This is a genomic window from Nostoc cf. edaphicum LEGE 07299, assembly GCF_015207245.1.
GTDB classification, from domain to species: Bacteria; Cyanobacteriota; Cyanobacteriia; order Cyanobacteriales; family Nostocaceae; genus Nostoc; species Nostoc edaphicum_B.
The window spans coordinates 1-2,629 of sequence record NZ_JADEXF010000985.1 but is presented as its reverse complement, the minus strand read 5'-3'; the positions used below and the strand labels follow the sequence as shown (position 1 = coordinate 2,629).

Below are 2,629 nucleotides of genomic sequence, written 5' to 3'. Positions count from 1 at the left end.
TTATTAATATAGGCTTGATATAAGATTAGTACCGCAAGGCGAACATCAAAACTAAACAGATTTTAATCTGCTTACATTCAATTTGATTCTGCTAAAACCTGCTGGATTTAATTTATCGTAAGTTAATTTTGAATTTTGAATTGTTAATTACGCCGTGATGTTCTACTAGCGATCGCTCCAATTTTGCTTTAGTACTTAATCGGGAATAGTGTTTTATACCTGATTGAGAAGGAAACTTGTTCAATGATTCTCCCTTGTCTGCCTTCCTCCAGTCTCTCATCCCATAGATTTGAAGTTCTCACAGCTTTTCATCCCAGAGCTAGACGCAAACATTTTTATAGTAATCTACGATCGTTTGGGGAATATACCTCAGCAAACCGAAAACTGGAAATAAAAATGAGGTTGTTACGTAACTAAATTTCTGGAATTCGTCATCATGTATGAACTAGTTCAAACTCTCTCCAACGGTGATGAAAAAACTGCTCTACATCAGTTGATTTATGCGTTGAGTGCTTCAGGTAAGCATTACTTTCTAAGAAATGAGATTTTGCAAGCTTTTGCCGACTACTGTCATCAATCCCAAAAGCCAGCCTATTTTTACTACTCTTCTTCTATTGGCAAAATAATACAATACACCCACGAAATAATTCTCGAAGAGGAAAGTACGTGGTTTGTGATTCGACCGAGGATTGCCAATCAAGAAGTTTGGCGACTGACAGCCGATTTTAGCAGGTTCGAGCAGATGACACCTCAAGCCCTGTTAGATGTGAGAGATCGTCTAGTCAACCGCTACCAACCCCATATCCTCGAAATCGACCTCCACCCCTTCTATGAAAGTTCTCCAAGAATCGACGACGCGAGAAATATTGGTCAAGGTTTAGCTTTTCTCAATCGTTACCTGTGCAATCAATTATTGACTGACCCTGGATATTGGGTAGAAATGTTATTTCAAGCATTACATGGGCTGCAATACAATGGTATTCGCCTGTTGTTGAGCGATCGCATTCCTTCGGGTATTCAGTTAGCTAAACAAATTAAGCAAGCGCTGAAATTGCTGAGTGAGCGATCGCCTCATGAACCTTATGAGAAATTTAGCTTTGACCTCCAAAAACTCGGCTTTGAGCCGGGTTGGGGTAACACTGCGGCGCGAGTCTTGGAAACTTTAGAACTCCTCGACCGACTTATTTACTCCCCAGAACCTGGCATCTTAGAAACATTTGTAGCCCGCGTCCCCGCCGTCTTTCGCGTCGTCCTCATCTCCATCCACGGCTGGGTGGGACAGGAGGATGTTTTGGGAAGAGATGAAACACTCGGTCAAGTTATCTACGTCCTCGAACAAGCTCGCAGCTTAGAAAACGAGCTGCGCGAACAAATCAAACTCGCTGGACTCGACCAGCTAGGTATTAAACCCCATGTGATTATTCTGACCAGATTAATCCCTAACTGTGAAGGCACATTTTGTAATTTGCCCTTAGAAAAAGTCCAAGATACCGAAAATGCTTGGATATTGCGCATTCCTTTTGGTGAATTCAATCCAGAAATTACGAATAATTGGATTTCTAAATTTGAGATTTGGCCTTATTTAGAACAATTTGCTGTAGATGCAGAAAGAGAATTACTAGCTCATTTTAAAGGCAAGCCTAATCTAGTTATTGGCAATTACAGCGACGGTAACTTAGTGGCCTTTCTCTTATCTCGCCGAATGAAAGTCACCCAGTGTAACATTGCCCATTCTTTGGAAAAACCTAAATATCTATTTAGCAATTTATATTGGCAAGATTTAGAAGATAAATATCATTTTTCAGCACAATTCACCGCTGATTTGATTAGCATGAATGCAGCCGACTTCATTATTACATCGTCCTATCAAGAAATTGTCGGCACGCCCGACACTATAGGTCAATACGAGTCGTACAAGTGCTTTACAATGCCACAGTTATATCATGTGGTTGATGGAATTGATTTGTTTAGTCCTAAATTTAACTTAGTGCCGCCGGGAGTAAACGAAAATATTTTCTTTCCCTACAGTCAACAAGAAAACCGAGATTCCAACCTTTGCAGACAAATTCATGACTTACTATTTAGCCGCGAAGACCCACAAATCCTTGGTCATTTAGACCACCCCCATAAGCGACCAATCTTTGCCCTCGATACCATAACTTCAATTAAAAATTTCACTGGTTTAGCTGAATGTTTTGGTAGAAGTCAAGCGTTGCAAGAGCGTTGCAACCTGATTCTCTTAACTACTAAACTGCATCTACATGAAGCTACAAACCCAGAGGAAGCAGAAGAAATTCAAAAACTCCATGAGATTATCGAGCAATATCATCTCGATGGCAAGATTCGGTGGGTGGGAATGCGTATCTCTAGCAGCTACATCGGCGAAGCCTACCGAGTAGTTGCAGATTCTCAGGGTATTTATGTCCATTTTGCCCGTTTTGAATCCTTCGGTCGTAGTATTTTGGAAGCTATGATTTCTGGTTTGCCAACTTTTGCTACTCAATTTGGGGGTTCATTAGAAATTATCCAGAACCAAGAAAACCGATTTAATGTTAATCCTACAGACTTAGAAGGAACAGCAACTAAAATTTTAGACTTTCTTGATAAATGTGATACTCATACTCAATAC

At 40.4% G+C, this 2,629-nt stretch carries 1 protein-coding gene; it reads left to right on the top strand.

Annotated features, from left to right (window positions below):
- Positions 1-436: 436 nt before the first annotated feature.
- A partial coding sequence (locus IQ229_RS23450) for a sucrose synthase (RefSeq protein ID WP_194047886.1) occupies positions 437-2,629 on the top strand: 2,193 nt, incomplete at its 3' end.